Raw genomic sequence first — 26,820 nt, forward strand, 5'->3', positions numbered from 1 at the left:
CTACCGGAGCCGGGAGGATCCGGGAAGCGCGCGGCACCGCAAAGAATCTGACACTGCATCAGAAAATCTCTTCCCTCGGCACACCGGCTGCGGCACCATGCCGCCCATGAAGACGGAGCTGAGTCGCACACTGGGGATCGAGCACGCCATCTTCGGCTTCACGCCCTTCCCCGCGGTGGCCGCGGCCATCACCAGAGCCGGTGGGTTCGGCGTCCTCGGGGCGGTCCGCTACACCGCCCCCGACGACCTCGCACGCGACCTCGACTGGATGCAGGACCACACCGACGGCCTGCCCTACGGCCTCGACGTCGTCATGCCCGCGAAGAAGGTCGAAGGCGTGAGCGAGGCCGACGTCGAGGCGATGATCCCGGCCGGGCACCGCGAGTTCGTCCGCGCCACCCTCGCCAAGCACGGCGTCCCCGAACTCGCCGAGGGCGAGGCCTCCGGCTGGCGGATCACCGGCTGGATGGAACAGGTCGCCCGCGGCCAGCTCGACGTCGCCTTCGACTACCCCATCAAGCTGCTGGCCAACGCCCTCGGCTCACCGCCCGCCGACGTCGTCGCCCGCGCCCACGAGCACGGCGTGCTCGTCGCCGCCCTCGCCGGCAGCGCCCGGCACGCGCGCCACCACGCCGACGCGGGCATCGACATCGTCGTCGCCCAGGGCTACGAGGCCGGCGGCCACACCGGCGAGATCGCCTCCATGGTGCTCACCCCCGAGGTCGTCGACGCCGTCGCGCCGCTGCCCGTGCTGGCCGCCGGCGGCATCGGCAGCGGCGAGCAGATCGCCGCCGGGCTCGCGCTCGGCGCGCAGGGCGTCTGGCTCGGCTCGCTCTGGCTCACCACCACCGAGGCCGAGCTCCACTCCCGCGCGCTCACCGAGAAGCTGCTCGCCGCCGGCTCCGGCGACACCGTCCGCTCCCGCGCCCTCACCGGCAAACCCGCCCGGCAGCTGCGCACCGAGTGGACCGACGCCTGGGACGACCCGGCCGGGCCCGGCCCGCTGCCGATGCCGCTGCAGGGCCTCCTGGTCGCCGAGGCGGTCTCCCGGATCCAGAAGTACGAGGTCACGCCGCTGCTCGGCACGCCGGTCGGCCAGATCGTGGGCCGCATGAACACCGAGCGCAGCGTCCGGCAGGTCTTCGACGAGCTCACCCGCGGCTTCGAGAAGGCCGTCGACCGGATCAACCGCATCGCCGGAAGGAGCGAAGGATGAGCCAGGAGAGCCGGGAGAGCCAGGGTCCCAACGGCTTCTGGGCGCAGGCCACCGCCGAGCCGGAGCGGATCGTCATCACCGCTCCGGACGGAGAGCAGTGGTCCGCCGGCCGCCTCCACGCGGCGGTCAACCAGCTCGTCCACGGACTGCGCGCGGCCGGCCTGGAGCGCGGCGACGCCTTCGCCGTCGTCCTTCCCAACGGGATAGAGTTCTTCACCGCCTACCTGGCCGCCGGCCAGGCCGGGTTCTACCTCGTCCCCGTCAACCACCACCTCGTCGGCCCCGAGATCGCCTGGATCGTCGCCGACTCCGGCGCGAAGGTCCTCGTCGCCCACGAGCGGTTCGCCGGGGCCGCCACCGCCGCCGCGGACGAGGCGGGCCTCCCGCCGAGCCACCGCTACGCCGTCGGCGAGATCGCCGGCTTCCGCCCGTACGCCGAACTCCTCGACGGGCAGCCCGCGACCCCGCCCGCCGACCGCACCCTCGGCTGGGTCATGAACTACACCTCGGGCACCACCGGAAGGCCCCGCGGCATCCGCCGCCCGCTGCCCGGAAAGACCCCCGAGGAGACCTACCTCGGCGGCTTCCTCGGCATCTTCGGCATCAGGCCCTTCGGCGGCAACGTCCACCTGGTCTGCTCGCCGCTCTACCACACGGCGGTGCTCCAGTTCGCCGGCGCCGCCCTGCACATCGGCCACCCGCTGGTCCTCATGGACAAGTGGACGCCCGAGGAGATGCTGCGGCTCATCGACGACCACCGCTGCACCCACACCCACATGGTCCCCACCCAGTTCCACCGCCTGCTCGCCCTCCCCGAGGACGTCCGCGGCCGCTACGACGTGTCCTCCATGCGCCACGCCATCCACGGTGCCGCGCCCTGCCCCGACCACGTCAAGCGCGCCATGATCGACTGGTGGGGCCACTGTGTCGAGGAGTACTATGCGGCAAGCGAGGGCGGCGGCGCCTTCGCCACCGCCGAGGACTGGCTGAAGAAGCCCGGCACCGTCGGCCGCGCCTGGCCCATCAGCGAGCTCGCGGTCTTCGACGACGACGGCGAACGCCTGCCGCCCGGGCAACTCGGCACCGTCTACATGAAGATGAGCACCGGCGGCTTCCGCTACCACAAGGACGAGGCCAAGACCGCGGCGGGCCGCATCGGCGAGTTCTTCACCGTCGGCGACCTCGGCGTGCTCGACGAGGACGGCTACCTCTTCCTCCGCGACCGCAAGATCGACATGATCATCTCCGGCGGCGTCAACATCTACCCCGCCGAGATCGAGGCCGCGCTGCTCGCCCACCCCGCCGTCGCCGACGCCGCCGCCTTCGGGATCCCGCACGCCGACTGGGGCGAGGCGGTCAAGGCCGTCGTCGAACCGGCCGAGGGCCACGAGCCCGGCCCCGCTCTCGCCGCCGCGATCCTGGCCCACTGCGAGCGCCTCCTCGCGGGCTACAAGCGTCCGAGGTCCGTCGACTTCATCGCGCACATGCCCCGCGACCCCAACGGCAAGCTCTACAAGCGGCGCTTGAGGGACCCGTACTGGGAGGGGCACGACCGGCCGCTGTGACGGCAGGCGGGGGTCGCTTCCGGCCAACAGGGCACGCGCCCTTGTCAGTCGGGGCGGGACCTCTTGAGAATGCGCATGACAATCGAAGGATCTTCGGTTGCATCGTCATCAGAGGGGAACCCCCACATGAAGAAGCCTCTCGTCGGTGCCCTGCTCGCGCTGCTCCTCACGGGAGCGGCGGCGGCCCCGGCCATGGCGTCCGCACCCCGGGACGCCGTCGCGCAGGCCCCGGCCCCCGCGGCGCACGGCGCGCGGACGGCGGCGAAGTCCACGGCCGCGGCCGCCGCCGTGGACTTCGCCGGCACGGTCGCGCTCAGCAACTGCTCCGGCTCCCTGGTCCGCATGCCCGCCTCCCAGCCGGGCGACCCCGCGCTCGTCCTCTCCAACGGCCACTGCCTGGAGACCGGCTTCCCGGCGGCCGGCGAGGTCGTCCTGAACCAGCGCTCCAGCCGCTCGTTCTCGCTCCTGAACGGGGCCGGCACCAAGGTCGCCACGCTGCGCGCCGACCGGATCGCGTACGGCACGATGACCGACACGGACGTCTCGCTCTACCGGCTGACCAAGACGTACGCGCAGATCCAGAGCCAGTACGGCATCGGCGCCCTGACCCTCGACGCCGCCCACCCGACCCAGGGCACGCCCATCACGGTGGTCTCCGGCTACTGGAAGCGGACCTACAGCTGCAGCATCGACGGGTTCGTCTACCGCCTCAAGGAGGGCGACTGGACCTGGAAGGACTCGGTCCGCTACACCTCCTCCTGCAACACCATCGGCGGCACCTCGGGCTCGCCCGTGATCGACCAGACCACCGGCAAGGTCGTGGCCGTGAACAACACGGGCAACGAGGACGGCCAGAGCTGCACCGTGAACAACCCGTGCGAGGTCGACCAGAACGGCACCGTGACGGTCCGCCAGGGCATCAACTACGCCCAGCAGACCTACACCATCGTCCCGTGCGTCGGCCCCGGCAACGTCGTCGACCTGAACCGTGCGGGCTGCACCCTGCCCAAGCCCTGACGGACCCCACGCGCACGAAGGCCGCCCGGGACACCTCGGGCGGCCTTCCGGCGCCGGTCGGCGTCCGACCGAGCCTGAGCCTCCGTCATGCCCGCACCCCACGCGCTGGGACCGATCCCTTCATGCCGTTATGGCAGGATTCAGGGCATGAGTTCGACGACGGCAGGACTGGCACGACAGTGGACCACCTGGGGACCGCTGGTCGCGGCCGCCGGCCTCGCCGCCGGCTGGGGCCGCGATCTGCCCGGCTTCGCGGTGGGCCTGGTCGCGGTCCTCCTCTTCGCCGCCGTACTGGCCGCCGTCCACCACGCCGAGGTCGTCGCCCACCGCGTCGGCGAACCGTACGGCTCCCTCGTGCTCGCGGTCGCCGTCACCGTCATCGAGGTCGGACTCATCGTCACGCTGATGGCCGGAGGCGGCGAGAAGACCGCCACCTACGCCCGCGACACCGTCTTCGCCGCCGTCATGATCACCTGCAACGGCATCGTCGGCCTCTCCCTGCTCGTCGCGGCGCTGCGCAACCGCGTCGCCGTCTTCAACGCCGAGGGCTCCGGCGGCGCCCTCGCGACCGTCTGCACCCTCGCGACGACGACCCTGGTGCTGCCGACGTTCACCACGAGCCACCCCGGGCCCGAGTTCTCCACCGCCCAGCTGGCCTTCGCCGCCGTCGCCTCGCTCCTGCTCTACGGCGTGTTCGTCGCCGTGCAGACGGTCCGGCACCGCGACTACTTCCTGCCCGTGCCGCGGCCGGGCCAGGAGGGGCAGGAGTCGGAGGACGACCACGCCGAGCCGCCGACCGCCCGCGAGACCTGGTTCAGCCTCGGACTGCTCGTGGTCGCCCTCGTCGCCGTCGTCGGCAACGCCAAGCTGGTCTCGCCCACCATCGAGGACGGCGTCGAGTCCGCCGGCCTTCCGAAGGCCGTGGTCGGCGTCGTCATCGCCCTGATGGTGCTGCTGCCCGAGACGCTCGCCGCCGTGCGCGCGGCCCGCCGGGACCGGATGCAGACCAGCATGAACCTGGCCTACGGCTCCGCGATCGCCAGCATCGGGCTCACGATCCCGTCGATCGCGCTCGCCTCGGTGTGGCTGGACGGACCCCTCGTCCTCGGCCTGGGCGCCCTCCACATGGTGCTGCTCGTGCTCACCGCCGTGGTGAGCGCCCTGACCGTGGTGCCCGGACGGGCCACGCTCCTCCAAGGCGGCGTCCACCTCTCGATCTTCGCCGCCTTCGTCTTCCTGTCGTTCAGTCCCTGACCACCACCACGCGCAGCCCGGGCGAGCGCAGGATGTGCTGCTCGCAGAAGCGGGCGGTCACCCAGCGCTCGCCCGCGTACAGCCGCGTCTGGTCGCCGTAGTGCGGCGAGTTCGGGTTCGAGGACTGCGAGTACGTCAGCAGGGTCCGCGCGACCGGGCAGCGCCCGCCGTCCCAGCCCACCGCCTGTACGTGGCTGGTGCCGTGCGCGACCTCCGTGTAGCCGCCGCCCGCCGGATTCCACACGGGCTCCGTCTTGTTCCAGATGCCCAGCGCCTCCGTGCCGCCGCCCACCGGGATCCGCGCCCCGTTCCGTACCACGAACTGGTGCCGGCCGAGCGGCGCGTCGAGCGCGATCCCCGCCGCCCGAAGCTCCGCCACCGCGTCCTTCAGCGCCTGGGCGAAGGCGGGGGAGCCGGTGTTGAGCGTGTGCGGGGTGCGCACCGGGTCGGCCGCCGAGAACGGCACCCTCCACTGGTCGGCCGGCTTCGCCGTCCCCGTGAACCTCCGCCAGAACCGGTCGAAGAGCAGCGCGCCCCGGCTGTCGGTGTCCACGGTGCGGTCCCAGGCAGCGATCACCCGGCAGGCCTCGGGATCGTCGGCGAGCACGGCCGCGCACGCCTCCGCCGCTTCGGCCGCGGCCAGGTCACCGGCCGGCGCCCGGTTCGCGAACTGCTGGCGCTGCAGGTCCGCCACCGTCAGCCCGCCACGGCCGGCCATCGCCGCCACGTCCTCCACGGCGCCACGCGTGCGCAGCGAACGCGGCGTGCCGACCGTGCCGAAGATCCGCTCGTAACCGGTCACGGGCCGGTCGGCGTTGGCCAGCCAGGCGCTGTCGTTGGAGTTCTCCACGTACGGGGCGTCCACCAGGACCGGCATCCGGGACGGTCCGAAGACGCCCGGCTGCACCGCGTCCGGGTCCGAGCCGAGCGCGCAGTCGCCGCGCGCGCCGTCGAGCACCGCGACGCCAGACGCCGGATACGTGGCCCGGCCCAGAGGCGTGGAGCAGCGCTGCGCGAGCTCGTCGGTGACCCGCGGCAGCACCTGCGCCTGGGTGAACAGGGTGTGCCCGTCCGCGTCGGCGGCGACGGTGTTCACCCACGGCAGGCCCTGGGTGCGGCGCAGCGTCTGCGCCATGTCGGCGGTGGAACGGGACTTCGCGAAGCCGAGGGCGGTGTCCGAGGCCCGCAGGTTGGCGGCGTTGGGATCGTTGAGCGCGAAGGCCGTCGTCGCCGTCCACGGCAGCGGCAGGCTCGCTCCGAGTCCGGTGACGACCGGCCCGTACCGCGTCCACCACTGGGTACGGGTGACCGGGGCCCCGTCCTTGACGGCGACGGTGACCGTGCGCGGGGTCATCCGCTCCGGCCTGCCGTCGACCAGGTACGCGGTGGGGTCGGCCGGGTCGAGCGTCAGCTGGTGCAGGCTGAACGGGACGCCGGTGGCCACGGTGTGGCTCCAGGCGACCTTGTCGTTGAAGCCGATGTTGACGACGGCGGTGCCGAGCAGGGAGGCGCCGGAGACGTTCAGCTCGCCCGGGATGGTCTGCTGCGACTGCCAGAAGCGGCGCCCGCCCTGCCACGGGTAGTGCGGGTTGCCGAGCAGCAGGCCGCGCCCGTTCGCGGTCGTGCTCCCCTGGAAGGCGACCGCGTTGGAGCCCATCGTGGCGTTCTCGGCGGCGAGGAGCGCGCGGGCGGCCTCGGCCGTCCGGGCGGGGTCGGGGACGGCGGTCGTGGCCGCGTCGGCGCTGGCGGGGCCGGCGGTCGCGGTGGCGGGGGCGGCCGGGGGGCGGGCCGCCGTGATGCCCTCCACGCCCCGGCCCTGACCGCCGAGGACGGACACCGCCCAGCCGCGGCGCGCCACGTCGAGCGCGGTGACCGGCCGGACCCACGCGGCGCCCGCGCAGGCCGGATCGGTGATCCGGTTCTTCCGCAGCCAGGCGTTGTAGCCGGCCGCCCAGCCCCGCATCAGCTCCTTCAGCTGCCGGCTCGGCCCGGCGGGCGCGGGAGTGGCGAGCAGTGCCTCGACCGTGCCCGCGTCCTTGGCCCCGCGGAAGAACAGGTCGCTGGAGAGGTTCTTCGTCGCCGACGACAGCGAGCCGTCGGGCGCGCCGTCCGCGCCGAACCAGCGCGAGCGCTCGCCGTCGACCGTCACGAACCCGTCGGCGAGGACGCAGACCTGGTCGGCGGCCTGCGCCCAGCCGGTGCCGAACCCCAGGTCCGCGTAGTCCCCGGCGACGATGTGCGGGATGCCGTACTCGGTGTACCGGATGACGGCCGACAGGCCGCGGTCGGAGGGGCGGTGGCTCCGGTCGCCGGCGTCGGCGACGGCCGCCGCGGGCAGCGAGGCGGTGACGGTGGCGAGGGCCGCGCCGACCAGGGCGAGGTGTTTCAGTCGGGCCGGAAACAGGGTGCGGAAGTGCAACGTGCCTCCCAACGAGCATGCGTGGAATGCGGGTTGGGCCATCCAGGCAGTCAAGCGCTTGCTCTGTCAACATCCCGTTCGGTATCCGAGGTGCACGGGCACGACAACCGCGACGGGTACTTGACCGGCCGCCCGGCCCGGCCGAGGATCCGAGCCATGGACGAACGACGACTGCTCTCCCGTACCGTCGACGGTGTGCTCCGCGAGAGCGCCCGCCGGGTCCCGGACCGGACGGCCGTGCGGTACGGCGAGCGCACCTGGACGTACGCGGAGCTGGACGCCGCCGTGTCGACCGCCGCGGCCGTCCTGCGGCAGCGATGGGACCTCGCGGAACACGACCGCGTGGCGACGTACGCGCACAACTCGGACGCCTACCTCGTCGCGTTCCTCGCCTGCTCACGCGCCGGTCTCGTCCACGTGCCGGTCAACCACCACCTCACGGGCGACGACCTCGACTACATCCTGCGCCAGTCCGGCAGTTCGCTGGTCCTCGCCGACCCGGCCCTCGCCGGCCGGGTCCCCGAAGACTTCCGCGTACGGCCCCTGCGCGACACCGATGACTCGTTCCTCGCGGCGCTCGCCGCGCCCGAGCCGTACGACACGGACCGCGACGCCCGCGACCTCGTCCAGCTGCTCTACACCTCGGGCACCACGGCCCTGCCCAAGGGCGCGATGATGACCCATCGCGCCCTGGTCCACGAGTACGCGAGCGCCATCGACGCCCTCGACCTCCACGAGGACGACCGGCCGGTGCACTCGCTGCCGCTGTACCACTCGGCGCAGATGCACGTCTTCCTGCTGCCGTACCTCGCGGTGGGCGCCGAGAACACCATCGTCGACGGACCCGACCCCGCGCTCCTCTTCGACCTGACCGAATCCGGCCGGTGCGACAGCCTCTTCGCGCCCCCGACCGTCTGGATCGGGCTCGCCAACCACCCGGAGTACGCCACCCGCGACCTGTCCGCCCTCCGCAAGGCCTACTACGGCGCCTCGATCATGCCCGTGCCGGTCCTGGAGGGCCTGCGGACCCGGCTGCCCGGTCTGCGCTTCTACAACTGCTTCGGCCAGTCCGAGATCGGTCCCCTCGCCACCGTGCTGGGCCCCGAGGAGCACGAGGGCCGCATGGACTCCTGCGGCCGCCCGGTGCGCCACGTCGAGGCGAGGATCGTCGACGAGGACGGCAAGGACGTGCCCGACGGCACGCCGGGCGAAGTCGTCTACCGCTCCCCGCAGTTGTGCACCGGCTACTGGGACAAGCCGGAGGAGACGAAGGAGGCCTTCCGCGACGGCTGGTTCCGCTCCGGCGACCTCGCGGTCCGCGACGCGGAGGGCTACTTCACGGTCGTCGACCGGGTCAAGGACGTCATCAACTCCGGGGGCGTCCTGGTCGCCTCACGCCAGGTCGAGGACGCCCTCTACACGCACCCCGCGGTCGCCGAGACAGCGGTCGTCGGCCTCCCCGACGACCGCTGGATCGAGGCGGTCACCGCCTTCGTCGTCCCGCGCGCGGACGTCACCGAGGACGAACTCCTCGCCCACGCACGCGACAGGCTCGCCCACTTCAAGGCCCCGAAGCGGGTGTTCCTGGTCGACGAGCTGCCCCGCAACGCCAGCGGCAAGATCCTCAAGCGCGAACTGCGGGACCGCTTCGGCGCCTTGTGACCGACTGCCCCGGGGCGTCAGCCCTCGCGCTCCTCCATCACGCAGAGGATGTTTCCCTCACTGTCCTTGAACCAGGCGCCCCGCATCGTGTCCGTCTCGGCCACGCCGTCCACCGTCTTGAGGTCGGCCATGTCGTAGTCCTCGAACGCGACGCCCTTGGAGCGCAGCTCCTTCATCTCGGCGTCGAGGTCGGCGACCTTCCAGCTGGCCAGTGTGTGCTGGGCCTGGCCGCCGTAGGGCGTCTCGTAGAGGCCGATGACCGTGCCACCGGTCTCGAGCCTCGTGTCCTCGGGCGACTCCTTCGTGAGCGTGAGGCCGAGGGTCTCGGTGTAGAAGCGCTTGGCGCGGGCCAGGTCGTTCACGGGAATGATCGCGGCTATGGGGGAGTCCGCCAGCATCGCTACCACCTCCTCCCTCCAGGCTACGCGCGGTCCCGCAGGTCCACGATCCGCTTGATCTTGCCGACCGAGCGCTCCAGCGTCTCCGGGTCGACCACCTCCACCGCCACCGAGACGCCGATGCCGTCCTTGACGGCCGTCGCGATCGCGCGCGCCGCCTCCGCGCGCTGCTCGGGCGTGGCGTCCGGGCGCGCCTCCGCCCGCACGGTGAGCGCGTCGAGCCGGCCCTCCCTGGTCAGACGGAGCTGGAAGTGGGGCGCCACGGCGGGCGTGCGCAGGACGATCTCCTCGATCTGGGTGGGGAAGAGGTTCACGCCGCGCAGGATCACCATGTCGTCGCTGCGGCCGGTGACCTTCTCCATGCGCCGGAAGACCCGCGCCGTGCCCGGGAGCAGCCGGGTCAGGTCGCGGGTGCGGTAGCGCACCACCGGCATGGCCTCCTTGGTCAGGGAGGTGAAGACCAGCTCGCCCTCCTCCCCGTCCGGCAGCACCTCGCCGGTGAGGGGGTCGACGATCTCGGGGAGGAAGTGGTCCTCCCAGATGTGCAGCCCGTCCTTGGTCTCCACGCACTCCTGCGCGACGCCCGGGCCCATGACCTCGGAGAGCCCGTAGATGTCGACGGCGTCGATCGCGAAGCGCTCCTCGATCTCCCGGCGCATCTCCTCGGTCCAGGGCTCGGCGCCGAAGATGCCGACCTTGAGGGAGGTGCCGCGCGGGTCGACGCCCTGGCGCTCGAACTCGTCGAGCAGCGTGAGCATGTACGAGGGCGTCACCATGATGATGTCGGGCTCGAAGTCCTGGATCAGCTGGACCTGCCGGGCCGTCATGCCGCCGGAGGCGGGGATCACCGTGCAGCCGAGCCGCTCCGCGCCGTAGTGCGCGCCGAGACCGCCGGTGAACAGCCCGTATCCGTACGCCACATGGACCCGGTGGCCGGGCCGGCCGCCGGCGGCGCGGATGGAGCGGGCCACGACGTCCGCCCAGGTGTCGAGGTCCCGCTCGGTGTAGCCGACGACGGTGGGGCGGCCGGTCGTACCGCTGGAGGCGTGGATGCGGCGGATCTCGGACCGGTCGACGGCGAACATGCCGAAGGGGTACTGCTCGCGGAGATCGGTCTTCGCGGTGAAGGGGAAGCGGGCGAGGTCGGCGAGCGAGCCGCAGTCCTCCGGCCGTACGCCGGCCTTGTCGAAGGACTGCCGGTAGAACGGCACGTTGTCGTAGGCGTGGCGCAGGGTCGCGCGCAGCCGTTCCAGCTGGAGGGCCTCCAGCTCGTCGCGTCCGAGCCGCTCGCCCGCGTCCAGCTGATCACTCATGCGCCACTCCCTCGCCCGCACACCGTCGTGCCCGAAGCGGTCGCAACACCGTCGTAAAACGGGCGACCGATCATTCGGTTGATCCTTGCCAGCCCAGTAAATCCGGCCGCACCCCGGGCTTGGCAAGAGGTCGGGACAGGTTTTCTTCGCCGATGATCACTGTTGACCGGGTCGGGCCGCGCGATCACACAATCGGGTGCCATTGCCCCCGCGGGGGCGGGATCCGGGCCGGTGGAGGGAAGGGGGAACGGATGATGAAGCCGTCCGGCTCCCCTTCCCAACCCCGGACGAAACGGATCGACAACCACCATGCCCGTCCTGTGCCGTCCCGCCGTCGCCGTGCCCGAACACACGATCACGCGGCAGGAAACCCTCGACCTGGCCCGCACCCTCCACGCGGGCCACGAGTCACTGCCTCTCGTCCTCCGCCTGATCGGCAACACGGGCGTCGCCAAACGGCACCTGGTGCAGCCCCTCGAGCGCACGCTCGCCCACCCGGGCTTCGAGGCCCGCAACGCCCTCTACGAGACCGAGGCCAAGGCGCGGGTCCCCGCCGTCGTCGCCGAGGCACTCGACCACGCCGGGCTCGGACCGCGTGACATCGACCTGATCGTCTACGTCTCCTGCACCGGCTTCATGATGCCCTCGCTCACCGCCTGGATGATCAACACCCTGGGCTTCCGCAGCGACACCCGGCAGATGCCCATCGCCCAGCTCGGCTGCGCCGCCGGCGGCGCGGCGATCAACCGCGCGCACGACTTCTGCGCCGCGTACCCCGGAGCCAACGCGCTGATCGTCGCCTGCGAGTTCTGCTCCCTCTGCTACCAGCCCGACGACCTCACCGTGGGCAACCTGCTCTCGAACGGGCTGTTCGGCGACGCCGTGGCCGCCGCCGTCGTCCGCGGCTCCGGCGGCACCGGCATCCGGCTGGAGCGCAACGGCTCCTACCTCGTCCCCGACAGCGAGGACTGGATCGCCTACAAGGTCCGCGAGACCGGATTCCACTTCCTGCTCGACAAGCGCGTGCCCGGCACCATGGAGCAGCTCGCACCCGCTCTCGTCCGGCTCGCCTCCCGGCACGGCCGGGACGCCGGCCGCCAGGACTTCTACCTCATCCACGCGGGCGGCCCCCGGATCCTCGACGACCTCGGCAAGCACCTGGACGTGCCCGCCGACATGTTCCGCTTCAGCCGCGCCACCCTCACCGAGTACGGCAACATCGCCAGCGCCGTCGTGCTCGACGCGCTGCGCCGGCTCTTCGACGAGGGCGGCCCCGCCCCCGGCGCCACCGGCATCCTCGCCGGCTTCGGCCCCGGCATCACCGCCGAGATCTCCCTGGGCAGCTGGACCGGCCCCGAGGCCGCCGGCCCGCAGCGCCGCCGGACCGTGTCGATCGGCGCACAGGCGGGCCCCCGCGACGCCGCCCGCCCCGGCGCCGGCCCGGGCGCCCCGGGCCCCGGCGGCCCCGGCGACCTGGCAGGCATGGGCGACCTCGGCGATCTCGGCACCCTCGAAGACCTGGACTCCCTCGACCCGCTCGCCCCGGTCGGGTGCACTCCCGCCCACACCCCCGACACCTCCTTCGACACCCCCTCCGACACACCCCTCGACACCCCTCTCCCCACGACAGCGGCGGTGGCCTCATGACGACGACCACGACCCCCCACACCGGCGACGAGCCCCGCGTCCACTTCTGGGCCGTCCCCGACCTCACCGGACTCGACTTCGACCCGCTCCTCGCCAGGCTGCTCCACGAGGACCCCGTCACCCGCGTCCGCCTCCCGCACGGCGACGGCCACGCCTGGCTCGTCACCCGCTACGAAGACGTCAAATTCGTCTCCGTCGACCCGCGGTTCAGCCGGCAGGCCGTCTACGGACGCTCCATCACCCGGCTCGCCCCCCACTTCATCCCCATGGAAGGCGCCGTCGGCTTCGCCGACCCGCCGGACCACACCCGTATGCGCCGGGTCGTCGCCCGCGCCTTCAGCGCCCGGGCCCTGAGCTCGCTGCGCGACCACGCCCAGGCCGTCATGGACCGGCTGCTCGACCGGCTCGAGAAGCACGGCCCGCCCGCCGACCTGATGGAACTGGTCAACCGGCCCTTCCCGCTCGCCATGGTCAGCGAACTCATGGGCGTCCCCGAGGGCGACCAGCCGCTCATGGCCCGCTGGTCCGACACCATCATCTCCGCCGGAGCCGGCCGCGAGGCCAGCGAGCAGGCCAAGGCCGAAATGGCCCGCTACTTCACCGAACTCATCGGCCGCAGCCACGGCACCGGCGAGGAGTTCCTCGCCGCCGTCCTCGCCGACGCCATCGACGACGACACCCTCGACGAGCAGGAGGCCGTCGGCCTCGCCGTCCTCATCCAGATCGGCGGCGCCCACGCCGTCCGCAACAACAGCGCCAACATGGTCTTCGCTCTGCTCACCCACCCCGAGCACCTGGCCCGCCTGCGCGCCGAACCCGCACTCCTCCCGCAGGCCGTCGACGAACTGCTCCGCTACATCCCGCACCGCAACGCCGTCGGCCTCTCCCGGATCGCCCTGGAGGACGTCGAGATCGGCGGCGTCACCATCCCCCGGGGCGACCCCGTCTACGTCTCCTACCTCACCGCCAACCGCGACCCCGCCGTCTTCGCCGAGCCCGAGCGACTCGACTTCGACCGCAGTTACAACCCGCACGTCGCCTTCGGCCACGGCCCGCACTACTGCCCCGGCTCCGCGCTCGCCCGCATCGAGTCCGAGATCCTCCTCGACACGCTGTGGACCCGCTTCCCCGACCTCCGTCTCGCCGTCCCCGAGGAGGAGATCCGCTGGCAGCGCGGCGCCCTCATCCGCGGCCCCGAGACCCTGCCCGTCACCTGGTGAGAGGACCGACCCGACGATGACCCTCAGCGGCCTCATCGTGCCCCCGGGCGAGGGCCGGATCCTCGCCACCCGGGCCCAGCACGTCACCTTCAAGGTCACCGGCGAGCACACCACCACCGCGTCCACCTTCGAGGTGGTCGTCCCGCCGGGATTCGACGTCGGCGCGCACACCCACGGCCGCGCCGAGGAGCTCTTCTACCTCCTCGACGGCGAACTCGAGGTGCTCGCCTTCGAGCCCGAGGTGCGCACCGCCGACAGCTGGCGCGGCTGGCGCACCGCCGACGGCCGGCGCGCCGTCCGGGCCACCCCGGGCACGCTCATGCTCGTCCCGCCCGGCTGCCCGCACGCCTTCGCCAACCTCGGCGACACCCCCGCCCGCATGCTCTTCCAGGTCTCACCGCCCACGTACCACGAGACGTACTTCGAGGAGCTGATGGAGATCCTCGGCGCGGGCGACCCGGTGGACCACGAGGCCGTCGAACGGCTTCGCGTCCGCTACGACATCGAACAGATCACCCCGCTCCGGCACGACGCCGGAGTACGGCAGGAGACCACACCCACGCCATGACGCCCCCATCCGACCACGGCCCCGTCGTCCACGACTGGGCCGTGGTTCCCCTGCCCGGCACCGCGTTCGACCCGGTGCCGCACCGGCTCCTCCACGAGGAACCGGTCGCGCGCGTCCGCCTGCCCCACGGCGAGGGCCACGCCTGGCTCGTCACCCGCTACGAGGACGTCAAGCTGGTGACCGCCGACCCGCGGATGAGCCGCGCGCTCACCGTCGGGCGGCCGCTGCCCAGCATGACCCCGCACACCCTCGCCCCGGCCGGCGGCGTCGGCCGCGCCGACCCGCCCGACCACACCCGGCTGCGCAGACTCGTCGCGCCCGCCTTCGGCCGCCGCCGCATGACCGCCCTGCGGGGCCGCACCGAGCGCAGGGCCGAGGCCCTCGCCCTGCGCATCTTCGACGCGGGTCCGCCCGCCGACCTCGCGGACGGCTTCGTCGGACCGCTCTCGGCCACCGTCGTCGCCGAACTCCTCGGCGTCCCCGCCGCGGACCTCGACCGGGTCCAGGCCTGGCGCGCCGGACTGCTCGACCACGACACCACCGCCGCCGCGGGCGAGTCCGTGAAGAAGGAGATCGCCGGCTACTTCGCCGAGCTCGCCCGGCACCGCGCCCGGCACCCCGCCGACGACCTCGTCAGCGAACTCGCCGCCGCCCGCGCGGCCGGCGGGATCAGCATGCCCGAGCTGGTCTCCCTGGCCGTGATGCTCACCCTCAACGGACTCGACGCCGTCCGCAACATCGTCTCCACCATGGCGTACGTGCTGCTCGTCCACCCCGACCAGACGGCGAAGCTCCGCATCGACCCCGGCCGGCTGCCCAGGGCCGTCGACGAACTCCTCCGCTTCATCCCCCAGCGCAACGGCGTCGGCATGCCGAGGATCGCCACCGCCGACATCGAGGTCGGCGGCGTCACCGTCCGCGAGGGCGAGACCGTGCACGTCTTCTACCCGGCCGCCAACCGCGACCCCGCCGTCTACACCGACCCCGACCGCCTCGACCTCTCCCGGGACGAGGCCCCGCACCTCGCCTTCGGTCACGGCGCCCACTACTGCGCCGGCGCCCGGCTCGCGCGCATGGAGGCCGAGGTCATGCTCGCCACCCTGCTCGCCCGGTTCCCCCGGCTCGCGCTCGCCGTTCCGCCCGACGAGATCGCCTGGCGTACGGGCACGGTGAACCGCGGACCGGAGGCCCTGCCCGTCACCTGGTAATTCGGTGGCAGGGGTGCCGGTGCGGATGCTGGGGTGAGGGCCATGGACATCACCGCACTGCGCACCCTCCTCGACCGCCAGCTCCGACTCGGCGCCCGCCCCGACGGGCCGGGCGCCCGCGTCGAACGGGACGGACTCGTCGTCCGCCAGACCGGACCGGCGCACGGCTGGAACGGGGTGCTGTGGTCAGGACTCGGCGACCACGACGCCGACGCCGCCATCGCCGCGCAGATCGGCCACTTCCGGGCCGCCGGCCGCTCCTTCGAATGGAAGCTGTACGGCCACGACGGCCCCGCCGACCTCGCGCGGCGGCTCGTCGCCGCCGGCTTCACCGCCGACGAGCGGGAGACCGTGATGGTCGCCGAGGCGAGCGCCGTGTCCGCCCCGGTGGACCTGCCCGACGGCGTCGAACTGCGGCCCGTCACCGACGAGGCCGGAGTGGAGATGGTGGTCCAGGTGCACGACCTGGCCTTCGGCACGGACAGCTCCCACATCGGCCGCCGCCTCCTCGACCAGCTGGCCGACGCGCCCGGCACGGCGGCCGCCGTCGTCGCCCTGGCCCACGGCGAGCCCGTCAGCGCCGCCCGCCTCGACCTGCCTCCGGGCAGCGACTTCGCGGGCCTGTACGGCGGCGGCACCGTCGCGGCCTGGCGGGGCAGGGGCTTGTACCGGGCCCTGGTCGCCCACCGCGCCCGGATCGCCGCCGAGCGCGGCTACCGCTACGTCCAGGTCGACGCCGCCGACACCAGCCGGCCGATCCTCGCGCGCCTGGGCTTCGCGGAACTGACCACGACGACGCCGTACCTGTACGAGATCTGAATCCGACGCCGTACTCGTAGGGGGCCGGCGCCGTACGTGTACGGGTTCTGGCGCCGTACGCGTAGGGGTTCCGACGCCCGCGCGTACGGGATCCGGCGCCGGATGCGTACGGGGGATCTAGCGCGTCCAGTGCCCGGGGCGCTCGAAGCCCTCGGGGAGGCGGGTGGCGGCGTCGCCGCGGGCCGAGTTGAGCTGGGGCTGGGTGAGGAAGAGGGCCCCGGTCAGGTCCGCGCCCGACAGGTCGGCGTCGCGCAGGTCGGCGCCGATCAGGTCGGCCAGCGACAGGTCCGCGCCGCTCAGGTCGGCCGCGATCAGCAGCGCGCCGCGCAGATCGGCGCCGCGCAGTTTCGCCCCGCGCAGCCGGGCCCCGATCAGGTCGGCGCCCCGCCTGCTCTTCGGCTTGCCTCCGGCCGCCGCGCGGACCAGGGCGGAGCTCTTGAGGAGGAGCGGGTTCACCTCGGCCCGCACGGGCGCCACGTCCAGCTTCTCCAGGCCGTCCGCGTCGCCCTCGGTCAGCGCGGTCACGCGGGCGAGCGCCCGGTCGAGGTCACGGTGGAGCGGGCGGGTCGCGGCGAGCGAGCGGGCCTCGGTGAGGTAGCGGAGCAGCTCGTACAGCTGGCGCACCACCGGGAACACCTCGTACATCTGCCGGGCGGTCTGCGGGGCCTCGCGCCAGGAGACACCGCCGAAGGTGACCTGGGAGACGTGCTGGCCGGCGCCGAAGCAGTCGTAGACGGTGCAGCCGGGGAAGCCGGAGTCCCGCAGCCGGGTGTGGATGGCGCAGCGGAAGTCGTCCTGGAGGTTGCGGCACGGGTCGCCCGCCGACTTGTTCACGGCGAAGTCGTTGGACCGGGCGAAGGGGAGGGCCACGCAGCACAGCCCGAAGCAGTTCGCGCAGTCGCCGCGGAGCTCGCCGTGCCGGGGCTCGTCGTGGGGCTTGGCGGTCTGACGGGGCTGGGACACGGGAGGAACGGCCTTCTTCGCTGATGGTGGCGGACGTCCCACCGTATCGCGCTGTCGGCGAACCCGGTTGCCGGACCGGTCGTGGACGATCATGATCGGCGGCATGCCTCAGTTCACGACGTACGACGGAACCCGTCTCTCCTACCGGACCCTGGGCGCGGGGGAACCCCTCGTCGTCCTGCCCGGCGGACCCATGCGCGACGCGGACTACCTCGGCGACCTCGGCGGACTGTCCGCCCACCGCACCCTGATCGTGCCCGACCAGCGCGGCGTCGGCGGCAGCGCGACGCCCGCCGACCCGGCGAGCTACCGCTGCGACCGGCAGGTGGCGGACGTGGAGGCGCTGCGCGCCCACCTCGGCCTGGAACGGATCGACCTGCTCGGACACTCCGCGGGCGGCAACCTGGCAGTCCTCTATGCCGCCGCGCATCCCGGGCGGCTGCGCTCGCTCGTCCTGGTCACTCCGGGGACGCGGGCGGTGGGCATCGAGATCTCCGACGCGGAGTGGGACGGCGCCGTCGAGGTCTTCGCGGGCGAACCCTGGTACCCGGAGGCGCGGGCCGCCCTCGACGCCATCGGCCCCGACACCTCCCTCGAGGAGCAGTCGGCGATCGCCATGCCGTTCGCGTACGGCCGCTGGGACGCCGCCGCCCGGGCCCACGCGGCGGGTGCCCCGACGGAGATGAACTGGGCGGCGGCCCGGGCCTTCTACGCGCCCGGAGCCTTCGAGCCCGAGGCCACCCGCGCCGCCCTGCGCCGGCTGACCGCCCCCGTGCTCGTCCTGGCGGGCGAGTACGACGCGGGGCCGAGCCCGGTGCGGGCCGCCCAGCTGGCCGCGTGCTTCCCGCACGCCGAGCTCGTCGTGCAGCCGCGGGCCGGCCACTTCCCCTGGGTCGACGACGCCGGAGACTTCGTCCGCCCGGTCCTCGCCTTCCTCGACCCCGAGGTCCGCACGGTGACCGTCGACGGCGTACGGCTCGCCTACCGGGTGAGCGGTCCCGAGGAGGCACCGCCGGTCGTCCTGGTGCACGGGCGCGGCGCCGACGGCACCGACTGGGCCGGGATCGCGGCGGAGTTGTCGGCCGACCGCCGGGTGTACGCGGTCGACCTGCGCGGCCACGGCCTGAGCGACCGGCCCGGGCGGTACGGCTTCGGCGTCTTCCGCGACGAACTGGGCGGCTTCCTCAAGGCCCTCGGTCTGACCGGGACGACCGTCGTCGCCCACTCGATGGGCGGCGCCGCGGCGTACCTGCTCGCCCAGCGGGAGCCGGGCCTGATCGGACGGCTGGTCCTGGAGGACGCCCCGGTCTTCTTCCCGCTGGACCCGCCGCGCGGGCCCGCCGGTCCTCCCGAGGGGCCCGTCTCCTTCGACTGGGCGATCCTCGACGCGACCAACGCGGAGCTCAACGACCCAGACCCGGCCTGGCGCGCCGAGCTGTCCGCGATCACCGCGCCCACCCTGGTCGTCGGAGGCGGCGAGGACAGCCATCTGCCGCAGGAGCACCTGGCCTGGATGGCGGAGCAGCTTCCGGACGCCCGACACGTCACCATCGACACCGGCCATCTGATCCACGAGTCGCGTCCGCGCGAATTCCTCGCCCTGCTGCGGGAGTTCGGCGTCTAGGCCGTTTCTTTCGGATCAGGGCCGGATAGGCCGCGGACCCGGCCAAGATCCGGAAGAGACGGCCCAGGGCCTGTCCGGCCGTGATCCGCTCCGGACAGGCCCTGGACGGCTTCCGGGTCCGCCGACGGGTGAGGGGATCACGGCTGCAGCTTCCCGTCGCGCATGGTCAGCACCCGGTCGCAGACGTGCCGCACCGCCGCGTGGTCGTGGGAGATGAACAGCGATGCTGTTCCCAGGGAGTCCTGAAGGTCCATCAGGAGGTTCAGGATTCCCGCGCGCAGCGACGGATCGAGTGCCGAGGTGGGCTCGTCGAGGACCAGCAGGTCCGGGGCTGTGGCCAACGCCCGGGCGATGCCGACGCGTTGGCACTGGCCGCCGGACAGCTCGTGCGGGAACCGGTCGCCGAGCCCGGCGTCCAGGCCCACGAGCCCCAGGAGCTCGTCGACCCGCGCCGGACCGCCGGCCGACCAGCGGCCGTGCACCCGCAGCGGCTCGGCGATCTGCTCGCGCACCCGGCGGCGCGGGCTCAGCGCGCCGTAAGGATCCTGGAACACCGGCTGGAACCGGGGCCGCAGCGGCCGCAGCTCGCGCTCCCGCAGCGCCGTCAGCTCGACCCCGGCGAACCGCACCGAGCCCGCGTCGGGCCGCAGGAGCCGCAGCACGGCCGAGGCGGTCGTCGACTTGCCGCAGCCCGAGGGCCCGACGAGTCCGACCGTCTCCCCGGCCCCCACGTCGAACGACACCCCGTCGACGGCCCGGTGCGCCCCGTACCGGACGACCAGGTCGCGCACTTCGAGAAGGGCGCTCATGCCGCCTCGCCGAACGGGTGGTGGCAGGCGACGAGACGGCCGTCGACCGTCCGCGTCCCGGGCTCGGAGCCGCGGCACACCTCGCCGGCGTGCGGGCAGCGGGGGGCGAAGGCACAGCCCGCGCCGGGTGCCGCCGTGCCGGGCGGCGGCCCGTCGAGCACCGGCAGGCGCGAGCGGTGCGGCATGCCGGCCGTCGGCAGGGAGGCCAGCAGACCCCGGGTGTACGGGGCGACGGGCCGCCCCAGCACGTCGTCCGTGGCGCCCTGTTCGACCAGCCGCCCCGCGTACATCACCGCCATCCGGTCCGCGTGCCGCCGTACCGCCTCCAGGTCGTGACTCACGAGCAGCAGCGCCGCTCCGGTCGCCGCGCACCGCTCCCGCAGCAGCGCGAGGACCTGCTCCTGCCGCTCGGGGTCGAGGGCCGTGGCCGGCTCGTCGGCCACCACCAGGTCGGGCCCGTTGACCAGGGCCGTCGCGATCACCGCACGCTGCCGCATCCCGCCCGACAGCGCGTGCGGGAACGCCGCGGCCGTCTCCGGTGCGAGGCCGACGGCGGCGAGCGCGCGCCGGGCGACCGCCCGCGCCTCACGCCGCTCGGTCCGCGCCACCGAGCGCACCGCGAAGGCCAGTTGGTCCTCGACCCGGTGTACGGGCGACAGCGCCGACATCGCGTCCTGCGGGATCCACGCCAGCCGTCGGCCGAGATCGGCCGGCACGACCGGCGCACCGCGCAGCAGCACCGTGCCGGAGACGACGGCCCCGCGCGGCGCCATCCCGAGCAGCGCCCGCGCGGTGAGGGACTTGCCCGCGCCGGACTCGCCGACCAGGGCGAGCACCTCGCCGGCGCGCAGCGCGAAGGACACACCACGGACGGCCTCGACACCGGCGAGGCCGACCCGCAGGTCGTCCACCTGGAGCAGCGGCCGGGGGAGTTCAGTCGGTTCGGGCGGCAACGGGCCGGACCTTCCTTCGTACGGACGGCGGGCGAACAACGGAGAGCGGGCGGGAGCCGCGGCGTACCGTGGCGCCCCGCGAGGAGAGACAGACCGCGAGCGCCGCGAGCAGCGCCAACGCCACGGCCGGGGCGAGTGCGGCGACCGGCGCCCGCTCGACGTAGTCGGCCGACTCGTCGAGCAGCAGCCCCCACTCCGGCGACGGAGGCTGCGGGCCGAGACCCAGGAAGCCGAGCGACGCCAGCGCGAGGACCACGCCCGGGAGCCGCAGCACCGCGTGCCGGGCGACCGGCCCGGCCACCGACGGCAGCACGTGCCGGGTCCACACCCACAGCGGCCCCGCGCCGATCGCCCGCTGCACCAGCAGGAAGCGCGAGGCCCGCGCCTCCCGCACGAGCGCCGCCGCGTGCGCGGCGAGCGGCGGCCAGGACACCAGCGTCACGGCGAGCGCCGCCGCCCCGGTCCCCGGCCCGGTCGCGGCCGCGACGAGCAGACCGGTGAGCACCGGCGGCAGCGCGTTGGCGACGTCCGCGAACCCGGCCGCCACTCCGGGCAGCACCCCCAGTGCGAGCCCGACGAGCAGGCTGAGGAGCGTCACCGCGGCGGCCGTTCCGACCGTCGACGCGGCCCCGTGCCCGAGCCGTGCGAGCACGTCCCTGCCGAGTGCGTCCGCGCCGAGCGGACGCGCCGCCGACGGCGCCGCCAGCCGCGCCGTGACGTCCACGGCGTACGGGTCGCGCAGCAGCCCCCAGCCCAGCACCACGACGAGGACGGCGCCCAGCACCGCCGGAACGGCCGGCGGGATCCGGACCGGGCGTGGCGCCGGCAGGCCGAGCCCGGCCTCCCGCAGCGCGGGCCCGAGCAGCCGGCGCCGGACCAGCGCGGCCGCCGCGCCCGCGAGGAGTCCCAGCCCGAGGAGGGCGAGGACGCAGCCCTGGAGCAGCGGCAGGTCCTGCGACTTCGCCGCGCCCAGCGCCGTACGCCCGATGCCGGGCACGGCGAAGACCGTTTCGACGGCGACGGCGCCGCCGGTAAGGCCGACGGCCACCATCCCGAACTGTCCGGCGAGCGCGGGCAGCACCCGCCGCAGCGCCGCGGCGGTGATCCGGCCCCGCCCGGTGCCCGCGCCGCGCCACAGCTCCGCCCACCGCTCGTCGAGGACGGCGGGGAGCGCGTCGGCGACGAGCCGGCCGAGCAGCGCGCCCGCGGGCACTCCGAGGGCGAGCGCGGGCAGCACCAGATGCGCCGGGCCCGCCCAGCCGGACGTCGGCAGCCACCCGAGCCACACGCCGACCGTGACGAGCAGGATGAGCGAGAGCAGGAACTCGGGGACCGAGGTCAGTACCGCGGCCACCGCGCCGCCCGTGGCCCGGCCCCGCACCAGCACCGGTACGGCGAGCAGCGCGCCGACCAGCAGGGCGACGGCCAGCGCGGCGCCCATCAGCGTGAGGGACACGCCGAGGCCGGCCGTGACCGACGGAAGCACGTCGGCGCCCGACACCCAGGAGACCCCCAGGTCGCCGTGGAGCAGCCGGCCGAACCAGCCGCCGAGGAGCCCCGACGGACCCGCGTCCAGACCGAGATCGGCGCGGATCGCGGCAAGCGCCTCGCGGGTCGGCTCCTGCTCGGCGGACCGGGCCCGCAGCAGGGCGAGCGCCGGGTCCCGGCCGGACAGCCAGGGCAGCAGCCCGACCAGGGCCACGACGCCGGCCAGCGCCACCGCCCGGGCGGCCCCGGCGCGCAGGGCCGGGGCCGTGATGTGCGGACGGATCACCGTACGTGCGTGTCGACGGTGACGAGCTCGCGCTCGCGGGGGTCGTGCGCGGCGCCGACGACGTTCGCGGCGTCGCCCTGGATCACCCGCTCGTGCAGCATCGGCACGGCCGCGTCGGTGGCGAGCACCGCGGCCTCGGCGGCGACGACGGCCCGCCGGCGGGCGTCGCCGGCGGGCGTCGCGGACGCGCCGGCGAGCGCCGAGTCGACGGTCGGGTCGGCGAGCTGCGAGATGTTGAAGGAGCCGTCGCCCGCGAAGTCGCTGTACAGGTACGCGGCGGGGTCGCCGGAGTCGAGGACGGTCGCCCGCGACAGCACGAAGGCGTCGAACTTCCCCGCCAGGGCGTCCGCTTCGATGGCGGCGTACTCCCGCACGTCGAGCCGCACCGTGAACCCGGCCTTCCGCAGCTGCTGCTGGAGCAGCTGGGCGACCTCGGGCAGTTCGGCCCGGTCGGTGAAGGTGCCGAGGGTGATCGTCGCGCCCTTCGGGTCGCCCGGGGCGGTGTGCCGCACAGGCGTGCGCAGCTTCGCCGCCCACGGCAGGGCCGGTCCGAGCAGGCCGCCGGCGACGTCCGCCCGGCCTTCGTAGACGCCGCTGACCAGGGCGCGGGGGTCCACGGCCGCGCGGGCGGCGGCGCGCAGCGCCGGGTCGCGGAACACGCCGCGCCGGGTGTTCAGGTAGAGGGTGTTGGTGCGCGGCATCGGGACCTCGGTGATCAGGTCCTGGTCGAGCAGCCGGGCCTGGGAGACCGGCACCGCCTCCACGATGTCGGCCTCCCCGCTGCGCAGCGCGGCGGCCCGGGCGGTGCCGTCGGGCACGTACCGCACGTCGATGCCGGCGGCCTTGGCGCGTCCGCCCCAGTAGCGGTCGTAGCGGTCGAGGGTCGCCGCCGTGGTGCCGTCGGCGCGGAGGAGCACGAAGGGGCCGGTGCCGGCGCCGACCGGGTCGACCGTCCTGCCGCGGTACGCCTTGGCGGCGAGGACCGACAGCTGTGGCGAACTGAGGCGCTGCGGTACGAGCGGGTCGGCGGCCGCGGTGGTCACCTCGACCGTACGGGGGCCGGCGGCGCGCGCGGTGAGGCCGACGCCGTCGAGGATCCGAGGCTTGGGGGAGGCGGTCGCGGCGGTGGTGAGGGAGCGGACCACGTCGGCGGGGGTGAGCGGGGTGCCGTCGTGGAAGGTGACGCCCTGGCGGAGGGTGAGGGTCCAGGTCCGGCCCTGCTGCCGCCAGGCGGTGGCGAGCGCGGGGACGGCGTCGCCGTCGCGGTCGAGCCGGACGAGGGTCTCGGCGGTGGACCAGCGTGAGAGCTTGAAGGCGTCGTCGGAGAGCGGGGAGAGGCCGGAGCGGGGCGGCTGCATCATCGCGACCCGTATGCGGCCGCCCTCTCCGCCGCCTCCTCCGGCGGCCCGGCCGCCGCTGCCGTCGAAGCACCCCGAGAGGACGGCGGTCGCGGTGGCGACGGAGAGGGCGGCGAGGAGGCGGCGGCGGAGGGGCGGTGTGTTTTCGGGCAGGCGAGACACGAGGGGTCCTCAGGGGCGTGACGTGCGGAGACGCGCCGAACCCTAGCAGAATGAAAATCATTGCCATTAAGCTGGCCGAGGCGAGGCCGCCCGGCGGACCCGTGCCGGGGCGGCCCGGTCAGGGCCCTGCGGCCCGGTTCAGGACCCCGCGGCCGCGGCGTCCGCCTCCGTCGCCACCGAGCGGGCCCAGCGGTAGTCCGCCTTGCCGCTGGGGGAGCGCTGGATCGTGTCGGTGAGGACGAGCTGGCGCGGCACCTTGTACCCGGCGAGCCGGGTGCGGCAGTGGGACTGGAGCGCCGCCAGATCCAACAGCGCCGCCCCCTCGCGCAGCTGGACGACGGCCGCCACGTGGTTGCCCCACTTCGCGTCGGGCACGCCGGCGACCAGCGCGTCGTACACGTCGGGGTGGGACTTGAGTGCCTGCTCGACCTCTTCCGGATAGACCTTCTCGCCGCCGGTGTTGATGCACTGCGAGCCGCGCCCGAGGACGGTGACGATCCCCTCGGCGTCGACGGTGGCCATGTCGCCGAGCAGCACCCAGCGTTCGTCGCCCTTCCGGAAGAAGGTCTCGGCGGTCTTGTCCGGGTCGTTGTAGTAGCCCAGCGGGACGTGGCCGCGCTGGGCGAGCCGGCCGACCTCGCCGACGGCGACCGGCTCGTGGGTGGCCGGGTCGACGACCTGGGTGCGCTCGTTGACGTGCAGCCGGAAGCCCCTGGCGGGGCCGGAGTCGTCCGTCGCCCGCCCGTTGGAACCGGACTCCGACGAGCCGAAGTTGTTGAGCAGCAGGACGTTCGGCGCCAGGGCCCGGAACTGGTCGCGCACCGTGTCCGACATGATCGCGCCGGACGAGGAGAGGCTGAACAGCGAGGACAGGTCGGTGCCCTTCAGCGGTCCGTGGAGGGCGTCGACCAGGGGCCGCAGCATGGCGTCGCCGACCAGCGACACGCTGGACACCCGCTCCTTCTCGATGGTGCGCAGCACCTCCTCGGGCACGTACTTGCGGTGGATCACCACCCGCTGCCCGTAGTTGAAGGCGATGAACGAGGTGAGGGTGGACGTGCCGTGCATCAGCGGGGGAGTGGGGAAGAAGGTGAGCCCCGCGCCGCCCGCGGCGACCCGCTCGGCCAGCTCCTCGGGCCTCTTGACGGGTTCGCCGCTCGGGTCGCCGCCGAAGAGGCCGGCGAAGAACAGGTCCTCCTGGCGCCACATCACGCCCTTGGGCATGCCGGTGGTGCCGCCGGTGTAGATGACGAAGAGGTCGTCGGGCGAACGCGGCGCGAAGCCGCGTTCCGGTGATCCGGCCGCCTCGGCCTCGGTGAACGCGACGCAGCGGAGAGCGGGGGCGCCCTCGGGCGGGGTCCCCACCCGCACGAGGTGCCGCAGCTTCTCCGTCTGCGGCAGGGCGCCCGCGACGCGCTCGGTGAACTCGGCGTCGAAGACGAGCGCGGCCAGGTCCGCGTCCTGGTAGAGGTAGACCAGCTCCTCCTCCACGTAGCGGTAGTTGACGTTGACCGGTACGAGCCGGGCCTTCAGGCAGGCCAGCACCGTCTGCAGGTACTCGATCCCGTTGTACAGGTGGAGGCCGAGGTGCTCGCCGGGCCGCAGGCCCGCGTCGATCAGGTGGTGGGCGATGCGGTTCGCGGCGGCGTCGAGTCCGGCGTAGGTCAGCCGGCGCTCGGCGCCGGTGCCGGGGTGGTCGAGGTAGACCAGCGCCTCGCGGTCGGGGACCACGTCGACGACCGATTCGAACAGGTCGGCAAGGTTGTACTCCACCGTTCCTCCTGATCCTGGCCCGGACTGACCCCCGTCGGTCACTGGGCGGTCATTAGAGCGCCGACGGACGGAGGTGGGAAGGGGTCGCGCAGAAGAATCTGACTGAGTGTCAGAAAACTATTGAACTGGACCCGCCACTCCTGCAACCTGTTCCAGAAATGGAGACGGGAGACGCCCATGGGTGGCACCGAACATCTCGACGTGCGGCGCGAAGGCGCCACGCTCGTCCTCACCTTGAACCGGCCCGAGGCCAAGAACGCGCTCTCGCTGCCGATGCTCGTCGGCCTGTACGACGGCTGGCTGGAAGCCGACGCCGACGACACGATCCGCTCCGTCGTCCTCACCGGCGCCGGCGGCTCCTTCTGCGCCGGCATGGACCTCAAGGCGCTCGCCGGGAAGGGCATGGAGGGCGAGGCCTACCGGGACCGCATGACCGCCGACCCCGACCTCCACTGGAAGGCCATGCTGCGGCACCACCGCCCGCGCAAGCCGGTCATCGCCGCCGTCGAGGGCCACTGCGTCGCCGGCGGCACCGAGATCCTCCAGGGCACCGACATCCGGGTCGCCGGAGCCTCCGCCACCTTCGGCCTCTTCGAGGTCCGCCGCGGCCTCTTCCCGATCGGCGGCTCCACGGTCCGGCTTCCCCGGCAGATCCCGCGCACCCACGCCCTCGAAATGCTCCTCACCGGCCGCCCGTACACCGCCGAGGAGGCCGCGCGCATCGGCCTCGTCGGCCGCGTCGTCCCGGACGGGACCGCTCTGGAGGCGGCCCTGGAGACCGCCGAGCGGATCAACGCCTGCGGTCCGCTCGCCGTCGAGGCCGTCAAGGCGTCGGTCTACGAGACCGCCGAGATGACGGAGCAGGAGGGACTGGCGGCGGAACTGAAGCGGGGCTGGCCGATCTTCGCCACGGCGGACGCGAAGGAGGGCGCGCAGGCCTTCGCGGAGAAGCGCACGCCGGTCTACCGCCGGGAGTGACCCTTCCCCACCCCGCCCCCTCCGAACCGGGACTCCGCCCCTTCCCGAACCGGGCCCCGCCCGTTCGGACCCAGCGCCTCGGACGCCGGCGGGGCCGGAGTTTCCCCCACCCACCAAGGA

General features: G+C 73.7%; 19 protein-coding genes and 2 pseudogenes. 12 read left to right on the forward strand and 9 right to left on the reverse strand.

The features are described from left to right. Positions 1–106 precede the first annotated feature (106 nt). The 4 genes from ACFVGS_RS17555 (at position 107) to ACFVGS_RS17570 (ending at position 5,052) form a co-directional block, all read left to right on the forward strand. Positions 107–1,216 (forward strand): NAD(P)H-dependent flavin oxidoreductase, encoded by a 1,110-nt coding sequence (locus ACFVGS_RS17555; protein ID WP_384418260.1) that lies wholly within the window; start codon positions 107–109, stop codon positions 1,214–1,216. After that, positions 1,213–2,781, forward strand: a complete 1,569-nt coding sequence (locus ACFVGS_RS17560) for an acyl-CoA synthetase (RefSeq protein WP_385692958.1) — start codon at positions 1,213–1,215, stop codon at positions 2,779–2,781. Before ACFVGS_RS17555 ends, ACFVGS_RS17560 begins: the two co-directional genes overlap by 4 nt. A 126-nt stretch (positions 2,782–2,907) precedes the next feature. Beyond that, on the forward strand, positions 2,908–3,798 hold the full coding sequence (locus tag ACFVGS_RS17565; RefSeq protein ID WP_384418266.1) for a serine protease: 891 nt from the start codon (positions 2,908–2,910) through the stop codon (positions 3,796–3,798). A 147-nt stretch (positions 3,799–3,945) separates the two neighbouring features. Beyond that, positions 3,946–5,052, forward strand: coding sequence for a calcium:proton antiporter (locus tag ACFVGS_RS17570; RefSeq protein ID WP_385692959.1), 1,107 nt, complete (start codon positions 3,946–3,948; stop codon positions 5,050–5,052). Here ACFVGS_RS17570 and ACFVGS_RS17575 read toward each other — a convergent pair. Further along, on the reverse strand, positions 5,042–7,471 hold the full coding sequence (locus tag ACFVGS_RS17575; protein WP_385692960.1) for a penicillin acylase family protein: 2,430 nt from the start codon (positions 7,469–7,471) through the stop codon (positions 5,042–5,044). The genes ACFVGS_RS17570 and ACFVGS_RS17575 overlap by 11 nt on opposite strands. A gap of 156 nt (positions 7,472–7,627) precedes the next feature. On the opposite strand from ACFVGS_RS17575, the gene ACFVGS_RS17580 reads away from it, so the two are divergent. Then, complete coding sequence (locus ACFVGS_RS17580; protein ID WP_385692961.1) at positions 7,628–9,133, forward strand: fatty acyl-CoA synthetase; 1,506 nt, start codon at positions 7,628–7,630, stop codon at positions 9,131–9,133. A 17-nt stretch (positions 9,134–9,150) separates the two neighbouring features. Here ACFVGS_RS17580 and ACFVGS_RS17585 read toward each other — a convergent pair whose 3' ends face one another. Together ACFVGS_RS17585 and paaK are read right to left on the reverse strand one after the other, a co-directional pair. After that, positions 9,151–9,531, reverse strand: a complete 381-nt coding sequence (locus ACFVGS_RS17585; RefSeq protein ID WP_385692962.1) for a VOC family protein — start codon at positions 9,529–9,531, stop codon at positions 9,151–9,153. Positions 9,532–9,554: 23 nt separating this feature from the next. Next, a complete protein-coding gene (paaK, locus tag ACFVGS_RS17590; RefSeq protein WP_384418279.1) occupies positions 9,555–10,844 on the reverse strand; it encodes a phenylacetate--CoA ligase PaaK in 1,290 nt (429 codons plus the stop codon). 309 nt (positions 10,845–11,153) lie between these two features. Between paaK and ACFVGS_RS17595 the strand changes: the two are divergent. The 5 genes and pseudogenes from ACFVGS_RS17595 to ACFVGS_RS17615 form a co-directional block, all read left to right on the forward strand. Further along, positions 11,154–12,195: pseudogene (locus ACFVGS_RS17595) on the forward strand (type III polyketide synthase); the annotation flags it as partial. A 292-nt stretch (positions 12,196–12,487) separates the two neighbouring features. Then, entirely contained in the window at positions 12,488–13,711 is a 1,224-nt protein-coding gene (locus tag ACFVGS_RS17600; RefSeq protein ID WP_385692963.1) for a cytochrome P450, read from the forward strand. A 16-nt stretch (positions 13,712–13,727) separates the two neighbouring features. Further along, positions 13,728–14,279, forward strand: a complete 552-nt coding sequence (locus ACFVGS_RS17605; RefSeq protein ID WP_384418284.1) for a cupin domain-containing protein — start codon at positions 13,728–13,730, stop codon at positions 14,277–14,279. Further along, a complete protein-coding gene (locus ACFVGS_RS17610; protein ID WP_385692964.1) occupies positions 14,276–15,487 on the forward strand; it encodes a cytochrome P450 in 1,212 nt (403 codons plus the stop codon). Before ACFVGS_RS17605 ends, ACFVGS_RS17610 begins: the two co-directional genes overlap by 4 nt. A 42-nt stretch (positions 15,488–15,529) precedes the next feature. Continuing rightward, the gene (locus tag ACFVGS_RS17615; RefSeq protein WP_385692965.1) at positions 15,530–16,306 is read left to right on the forward strand and encodes a GNAT family N-acetyltransferase; all 777 of its coding nucleotides are present in this window, start codon (positions 15,530–15,532) and stop codon (positions 16,304–16,306) included. A 117-nt stretch (positions 16,307–16,423) separates the two neighbouring features. Here the strand turns inward: ACFVGS_RS17615 and ACFVGS_RS17620 are convergent. Then, positions 16,424–16,705 (reverse strand): annotated as a pseudogene (locus tag ACFVGS_RS17620) (pentapeptide repeat-containing protein); the annotation flags it as partial. A gap of 667 nt (positions 16,706–17,372) precedes the next feature. Between ACFVGS_RS17620 and ACFVGS_RS17625 the strand changes: the two are divergent. Then, positions 17,373–18,893, forward strand: coding sequence for an alpha/beta fold hydrolase (locus ACFVGS_RS17625; RefSeq protein WP_385692966.1), 1,521 nt, complete (start codon positions 17,373–17,375; stop codon positions 18,891–18,893). Positions 18,894–19,030: 137 nt separating this feature from the next. Here the strand turns inward: ACFVGS_RS17625 and ACFVGS_RS17630 are convergent, their stop codons facing one another. From ACFVGS_RS17630 to ACFVGS_RS17650, 5 genes are all read right to left on the reverse strand, one after another. Beyond that, complete coding sequence (locus ACFVGS_RS17630) at positions 19,031–19,702, reverse strand: ATP-binding cassette domain-containing protein (RefSeq protein WP_385692967.1); 672 nt, start codon at positions 19,700–19,702, stop codon at positions 19,031–19,033. Further along, entirely contained in the window at positions 19,699–20,655 is a 957-nt protein-coding gene (locus ACFVGS_RS17635) for an ABC transporter ATP-binding protein (RefSeq protein WP_385692968.1), read from the reverse strand. Before ACFVGS_RS17635 ends, ACFVGS_RS17630 begins: the two co-directional genes overlap by 4 nt. Further along, positions 20,636–22,096 (reverse strand): ABC transporter permease subunit, encoded by a 1,461-nt coding sequence (locus ACFVGS_RS17640; protein WP_384418328.1) that lies wholly within the window; start codon positions 22,094–22,096, stop codon positions 20,636–20,638. The genes ACFVGS_RS17635 and ACFVGS_RS17640 overlap by 20 nt, the downstream gene beginning before the upstream one ends. A gap of 329 nt (positions 22,097–22,425) precedes the next feature. Beyond that, a complete protein-coding gene (locus ACFVGS_RS17645) occupies positions 22,426–23,940 on the reverse strand; it encodes an ABC transporter substrate-binding protein (RefSeq protein WP_384418331.1) in 1,515 nt (504 codons plus the stop codon). 147 nt (positions 23,941–24,087) lie between these two features. After that, positions 24,088–25,722 carry an acyl-CoA synthetase gene (locus ACFVGS_RS17650; RefSeq protein ID WP_385692969.1) on the reverse strand — a complete coding sequence of 545 codons (1,635 nt, stop codon included), beginning with the start codon at positions 25,720–25,722 and terminating at the stop codon, positions 24,088–24,090. Positions 25,723–25,899: 177 nt separating this feature from the next. On the opposite strand from ACFVGS_RS17650, the gene ACFVGS_RS17655 reads away from it, so the two are divergent. Further along, on the forward strand, positions 25,900–26,700 hold the full coding sequence (locus ACFVGS_RS17655) for a crotonase/enoyl-CoA hydratase family protein (RefSeq protein WP_385692970.1): 801 nt from the start codon (positions 25,900–25,902) through the stop codon (positions 26,698–26,700). Positions 26,701–26,820: the final 120 nt, after the last annotated feature.

It is taken from the genome of Streptomyces sp. NPDC127114 (assembly GCF_042677525.1).
In the GTDB taxonomy this organism is placed as follows: Bacteria; Actinomycetota; Actinomycetes; order Streptomycetales; family Streptomycetaceae; genus Streptomyces.

What these genes read in the sequence shown, in the direction of transcription:
- ACFVGS_RS17555 (WP_384418260.1), top strand. Translation starts at nt 107, where the DNA reads ATGAAGACGGAGCTGAGTCGCACACTGGGGATCGAGCACGCCATCTTC.
- ACFVGS_RS17560 (WP_385692958.1), top strand. Translation starts at nt 1,213, where the DNA reads ATGAGCCAGGAGAGCCGGGAGAGCCAGGGTCCCAACGGCTTCTGGGCG.
- ACFVGS_RS17565 (WP_384418266.1), top strand. Translation starts at nt 2,908, where the DNA reads ATGAAGAAGCCTCTCGTCGGTGCCCTGCTCGCGCTGCTCCTCACGGGA.
- ACFVGS_RS17570 (WP_385692959.1), top strand. Translation starts at nt 3,946, where the DNA reads ATGAGTTCGACGACGGCAGGACTGGCACGACAGTGGACCACCTGGGGA.
- ACFVGS_RS17580 (WP_385692961.1), top strand. Translation starts at nt 7,628, where the DNA reads ATGGACGAACGACGACTGCTCTCCCGTACCGTCGACGGTGTGCTCCGC.
- ACFVGS_RS17585 (WP_385692962.1), bottom strand. Translation starts at nt 9,531, where the DNA reads ATGCTGGCGGACTCCCCCATAGCCGCGATCATTCCCGTGAACGACCTG.
- paaK (WP_384418279.1), bottom strand. Translation starts at nt 10,844, where the DNA reads ATGAGTGATCAGCTGGACGCGGGCGAGCGGCTCGGACGCGACGAGCTG.
- ACFVGS_RS17600 (WP_385692963.1), top strand. Translation starts at nt 12,488, where the DNA reads ATGACGACGACCACGACCCCCCACACCGGCGACGAGCCCCGCGTCCAC.
- ACFVGS_RS17605 (WP_384418284.1), top strand. Translation starts at nt 13,728, where the DNA reads ATGACCCTCAGCGGCCTCATCGTGCCCCCGGGCGAGGGCCGGATCCTC.
- ACFVGS_RS17610 (WP_385692964.1), top strand. Translation starts at nt 14,276, where the DNA reads ATGACGCCCCCATCCGACCACGGCCCCGTCGTCCACGACTGGGCCGTG.
- ACFVGS_RS17615 (WP_385692965.1), top strand. Translation starts at nt 15,530, where the DNA reads ATGGACATCACCGCACTGCGCACCCTCCTCGACCGCCAGCTCCGACTC.
- ACFVGS_RS17625 (WP_385692966.1), top strand. Translation starts at nt 17,373, where the DNA reads ATGCCTCAGTTCACGACGTACGACGGAACCCGTCTCTCCTACCGGACC.
- ACFVGS_RS17630 (WP_385692967.1), bottom strand. Translation starts at nt 19,702, where the DNA reads ATGAGCGCCCTTCTCGAAGTGCGCGACCTGGTCGTCCGGTACGGGGCG.
- ACFVGS_RS17640 (WP_384418328.1), bottom strand. Translation starts at nt 22,096, where the DNA reads ATGGGCGCCGCGCTGGCCGTCGCCCTGCTGGTCGGCGCGCTGCTCGCC.
- ACFVGS_RS17655 (WP_385692970.1), top strand. Translation starts at nt 25,900, where the DNA reads ATGGGTGGCACCGAACATCTCGACGTGCGGCGCGAAGGCGCCACGCTC.